Source organism: Nostoc sp., assembly GCF_036919495.1.
Taxonomy (GTDB): Bacteria; Cyanobacteriota; Cyanobacteriia; order Cyanobacteriales; family Nostocaceae; genus Nostoc.
Genome location: NZ_JBALBZ010000086.1, coordinates 1 through 5,258 on the forward strand (window position 1 = coordinate 1; position 5,258 = coordinate 5,258).

6 protein-coding genes are annotated in these 5,258 nt (G+C 35.5%); 1 reads left to right on the forward strand and 5 read right to left on the reverse strand.

The window, feature by feature from the left end; translation table 11 throughout:
• Positions 1-52 precede the first annotated feature (52 nt).
• Positions 53-802 carry a sensor histidine kinase gene (locus tag V7K25_RS12610; RefSeq protein ID WP_335158362.1) on the reverse strand — a complete coding sequence of 250 codons (750 nt, stop codon included), beginning with the start codon at positions 800-802 and terminating at the stop codon, positions 53-55.
• A 264-nt stretch (positions 803-1,066) separates the two neighbouring features.
• Here V7K25_RS12610 and V7K25_RS12615 point away from each other — a divergent pair, with 264 nt between their 5' ends.
• Positions 1,067-1,750 (forward strand): response regulator transcription factor, encoded by a 684-nt coding sequence (locus V7K25_RS12615; protein WP_335158364.1) that lies wholly within the window; start codon positions 1,067-1,069, stop codon positions 1,748-1,750.
• Here the strand turns inward: V7K25_RS12615 and V7K25_RS12620 are convergent, their stop codons facing one another.
• The 4 genes from V7K25_RS12620 to V7K25_RS12635 are packed head-to-tail and all read right to left on the reverse strand — an operon-like array spanning position 1,751 to position 4,955.
• Positions 1,751-2,407 carry a DUF6753 family protein gene (locus tag V7K25_RS12620; protein WP_335158366.1) on the reverse strand — a complete coding sequence of 219 codons (657 nt, stop codon included), beginning with the start codon at positions 2,405-2,407 and terminating at the stop codon, positions 1,751-1,753.
• A complete protein-coding gene (locus V7K25_RS12625) occupies positions 2,373-3,089 on the reverse strand; it encodes a hypothetical protein (RefSeq protein ID WP_335158368.1) in 717 nt (238 codons plus the stop codon). The genes V7K25_RS12620 and V7K25_RS12625 overlap by 35 nt, the downstream gene beginning before the upstream one ends.
• A gap of 10 nt (positions 3,090-3,099) precedes the next feature.
• Entirely contained in the window at positions 3,100-4,080 is a 981-nt protein-coding gene (locus V7K25_RS12630) for a nucleotide-binding protein (protein WP_335158370.1), read from the reverse strand.
• A 41-nt stretch (positions 4,081-4,121) separates the two neighbouring features.
• The gene (locus V7K25_RS12635; RefSeq protein ID WP_335158372.1) at positions 4,122-4,955 is read right to left on the reverse strand and encodes a hypothetical protein; all 834 of its coding nucleotides are present in this window, start codon (positions 4,953-4,955) and stop codon (positions 4,122-4,124) included.
• Positions 4,956-5,258 lie beyond the last annotated feature (303 nt).

The window sequence follows — 5,258 nt, forward strand, 5'->3', positions numbered from 1 at the left end:
TACAATATCTAAATTTTAACCATTTTTTATATTAAATTGTAGTTGTTAAAATCTAATTAATTTTGATTCTCGCCATAAAAGTAGCGGAAGAACCAGAATTGTTTACTTGATAGGGAAATTTTATTGTAAATATCGTTCCCTTACCGACAACAGAATCTACAGACAGTTTCAGCCCATGAGAATAAGCTACCATCATTGCAATATACAATCCTAACCCGGAACCAGGTGAAGAAATAGTCCCACGATAAAAAGGTAGAAAGATATTCGCCAAATCCTCTGGTTCAATACCAACGCCTGTGTCTTCAATTAAAATTACCAAGTCATCACCCTGGTTCAACAATCGCAAGAATATATCACCTGTCTCTGTATATGAGAGGGCATTTTGAAGTAGATTTGAACACATTCTGTAAAGATGTATCGCATCTCCTTTCACCCTGGTTCCATGCAGATATCCTGTACAAGTTTCGTAGTGTAATCTTAAGCCCCGATTAATAACTTTTGGCGTATACTCTTGATATAAATTATTCAGTAAGTCGCCAAAATCAAATTCATTAATCAAGGATGGATTCAAGCCGATAACTCTATCTCTTGACTGATGACTTTGATACCTATCTATCAACTGGATTACTTGATTGTTTGTCTGCCATAAGGATATCAAAATTGTTTTTATCTCTTGTAAAGTACTACCGTACTCTCCATCCATCATTTGCTTTAAAACAATTGATTCATTGACAACCGCGTTTGATACGTCATGCAATAATGTGGAAATATTAATTTTATTTATGAATTTTGCTTGGGACATATAGCCACTCCTAAACGAAATTTATTTTTTCTTACCAACTGATTTTTCGCAAAGATTTTTACTTTTAAGTATAACTAATTTTTCGCAATATATGTTCTAATTAAAACCTGCCTTCGGAATTAGTTTGCAAATATTTATATTCTAGTTATCGGGAAAATAACTAATACTTATTTTTTAATTGCACTGTTTTCAGGCAAACATTTATGGTATAAAAATAGGAGAGGTTAAAGATTAACTTCCGGTGCAAATATTCTCGGTGCAAATATGACTATCATGACAATTCGGGTAGTAGTAATTGAAGACCAAGAACTATGTAGACTTGGCATTAGAACGGCGATCGCACAAGAATCAGACATGGAACTGTGCGGTGAGGCTAGCTGTGGATTGGAGGGATTAGAGTTAGTCAACTCAACAAATCCTGATATTGTCTTGCTTGATATTGGACTACCAGATATCAACGGACTGGAAATCACAACCAGGATTAAGAAGCACACTCTATCGAAAGTTATTATCCTCAGTGCTTATTCTAGTCAAAATATGATTAACGAAGCTTTTGCCTGTGGTGCTGATTCATATTTCTTAAAGACAACCAAGATCGACTCGATTAAAAACGCTATCCGTAGTATCTATCAAAATGAAGAATATCTTGACCAAGCGATTATCAAGAGATTTCTGGAATTGAACCATCGTCAGAGTACAAAAATTAAAGGCAAAAGGTACAACGAGTTGCCTACAACTCAAGAAATTGAAATTCTCAAATTGATTGCTAGTGGCTACTCCAATAAGGAAATCGCTAATCAACTTTTCATCAGTATTAGTACAGTCAAATCCCACACTGGCAACCTTTTTCTGAAGCTGGGAGCTAGAGATCGGGTCAATGCCATTATTAAAGCTCAAAGTTTTGGCTATTTAGAACCTTTAGCACAAGACTGGAGAGCTACTGGTTGATTAATTTTTCTTGTTTTTTTGCATTTGAATTAAGCAATATCCTTTCAAGCGATTTTCTTCTTGGCAAGCAGCCAGAGTTTGCTGATTATCAACAAAGAGCTTATAAGTTTGCTTACCTTCGCTGGATTTTACCCATTGTAAAATCTTCAAGTCGTTGTTTGACAACATGACTGATTGATTTTGACCCAAGTTAGTCATCACGTTCCAAGTTGTAAATGAAGCAAGCATCGCACCAGCTGCTGTCACTCCTCCTACCAAAGCGCAGATAGACCAAAAATGCATCTGAAAATTCCCTGTAGATAATCGCATCTCTTTTGATGGCGATGATGCAGATGATGCAGATGATGTCGATGATTGTATCAGCTTTGGCATTTGTTCAGTTAATACATCACGCACAGCATTACTGACTACAGTGTTGTTCATCGATTGTGCTGTTTTAGAAGTATTCGCCACCTTTTGATCGATTGTTAGTACCCAAGCTTCAATCATTGCCTCCATTCGTGCTTGCAGTGAAATCATTGTCTCTTCATATCTGCCAAGTGTTGCCATGACTTGAAACATCGGGTCATCTTCTGCTAACCCCAGTTGCTGTGCTGTTTCAACAATCCTCTGTTGTTCGGCTTCAGAATACCCCTGCAATATTTCTGATGTTCTCACCTGCTGATACTCCTAAGTAAATACTAGCGACTTGATTATTTTTTACAGCATCAAAGAAATTTTTTAGCCAGTGATAAATATATGAGCGATACAACACATATAGGGATTGCTCATGAAAACATTGTGAGTAAGGTTTGCTTAAATCCTCCATTCCTTGATAGTGATCTCTGTGCAAGGCTGTTAATCTAATTTCTGTGCCCCCAATCAATGGCAATTTCTGCTGTACTAATTGGTTGTACTCTTTAAACCTCGTATCAAAATGTTGATTTTTTACTATGACATAATTAGCATTGTCCGTTGCGAAATCTAATAGCTGCAAGAAATATTCCATGCAATCACTTCTATGGGAAATTGGCTGTAAGAATGTTAATTTCCAGTTGAGTTCAGCCAAAACAGTAAAAAAATCAGCCTCATATATATAGTTACAGGTTTCTTCGATATATTGTCCCGGCATATCTACAAAAATCACATCTAATGAGTCATTAAGTAAATCGTCTAACACCAAATCCGGGTTGTCAGTGAAAAAATTTAAGCTTTCTATTGGCACTATACCTTCATAAGCTTTGAACTTATTACGGTTGTCATGGTTATAAATCTTAACAGTTTGATTTTGACTAAGCAATAGTTCAATCAATAACTTGATAACTGTAGACTTTCCCACACGCGAGTCACCTACAGTCATAACTACACGCCTACAAACGCGGGACATCGTTTAATCCTAAAATGCTTTTTGCCAACCAAACTTGTTCCTTGAATTTGCTAATCCAAGTACTTACCCTTCCTTTGACTGATGGTTTTTCTTTTTGCCCTATTCCTTGATTAAATGTCAAGCTATTCTTATCTAGATAATCATAAGCGTGTTCTATTAAATCTGGCATCGTTATTTCCAAAAAGGGAATGTTCCTTTCTGTTAATAAATCCTTCATCGCTGTTATATCTGAGGATTCTTTATATCTGACAAAGTTTTCTGGCGAACCGAAGAACAAATTCTTCACTACGACATAATCTACTTGGTCTTGACAAAAATCATATAAAGTTATTAACTGCTTTACTGAATCCATTACTCGACTAATTACAACTACAATTGTTACTCGCATATCATATAATTCATCAACTGTAGACAAAAATTTCATTTGTTGTACAACATCTTTTAAGATTCTCATGGACTGTGGTGGTAATTCCAATAAGAATAAAGACTTTCCTCTTATAACTGCCCCTTCTGTGTCTAGACTATCCTCTATTAACTCTTTCAAATCATCTAGAAAAATGTCTACATTCCCTTCTGTAAAAAAATCTAATTCTCTCACTAAACATTTATCCCCATAAAATCTGCTTAAATGAGAATTAGATATGTCCGCATCAAAAGCCAAAAATTCTTTTTTCATATCCAAATATGTTTGCGCTAATCCTCTGGCGAAAGTACTTTTTCCTACTCCTCCTTTATCTCCTGTCACTATCACTAATCTCCGACTCCACTGTTTTTTATTGCTGACTGTGGTTTTGGTTTGTGGCAGAACTGTATTTCCTGCTTCTGTTTTTTCACCTGCGCTTACTGCTTCTGGCATCTGCTGTATATCTTCTGTGCTTTCTGCTTCTGTTGTTTCATCCGTTACTAAGAGTAATTCTTCTACTCCGTTAAGGATCTCCGCCTCATCGTTTAAAATATCTGTCATCTGATTTTCTCCTCTATTTCATGTTTAATCAGTTTCGGGGTTTAGTCCAGTGCTAGCATCTCTGCTGAAAAGTAGTCTAATAGGTTTAAATACATTGGTTTTAAATCCTTGAAATTGTCAATTGATTTATTAACCATTGTTCCCAAAGCTTGTAATATTAATCCTTGTTCTAGCACCTGATTTAAATCCAACTCATTTAATTTATTTAAATGGTAATAAACTAACAAATCTAATGATTGAGCTATCAATAAATTTGCCGACCTGATCACCAAATCTTCATAAACATATTCATAACTGCTGACTGACCTTAGTACTGTCTTCAATACTTGAAAATATCTACTTCTCAAGTCAATCCCATTTAAATCAATAGTCTGAGGACAGCCAGCTGGCAATGGAAGCTTTTTAAAAATAAACTTTAAATATAAATCAATACTATTTGATGACCAAGAATCACTATTTTGAAAATACAAATACTTAATCAAAGAATCTTTCTGAGAGTAATCTATTTCTTGAAATAAGTATTTGGGTTGCTCGACTGCAATCATTGTCACATCATTTTTAAACACTGGCATCACATTTGTTCTTACCCATTGCATAAATTGCCTGACTACATTGTGTTCTATTACAGTTGGTAGTGATACTAATGAGTGAATCGATAGAGCGCTGAGTGTCGATACCAAACTCACTTGATTATTCTCCATCATCACTAATCGTTTCTGAACTTCAATTGACCTCACGAAATCATCATTTAAAATTGGAGCTACTATTTGCAATACATCCACTGCAAATAACTCTAGCCCTGTTGGTGTTGCTATCACTCTTACTACAGAACTTGATGGATGCTCAAATTCCCAATATCGCCAAACTTCTACCATTTCTCCACTAACTTTTTTGTTCTCGCTCCTCTTACTGCAAAAGTTAACTTTTTACCATAAGAAGATACATTAAATACATCGAAATTCACTCCGTCAGAATAAATCAATGGGGAATTCAGATCCATCACTGATTTAAGACCACCAAAAATTCTAGTTTTGTGGGGGTTTTAAACTCCTTTCTTCACCCGCAATTCGTATATAATTTATACGTATCGGCTCAATAAGTAGGGGTAGCGCAAGAAAATTATGATCTTAGAGGTCGCGGCATTATAGAATATGACACATGACGCAAAAGCAGTTGAC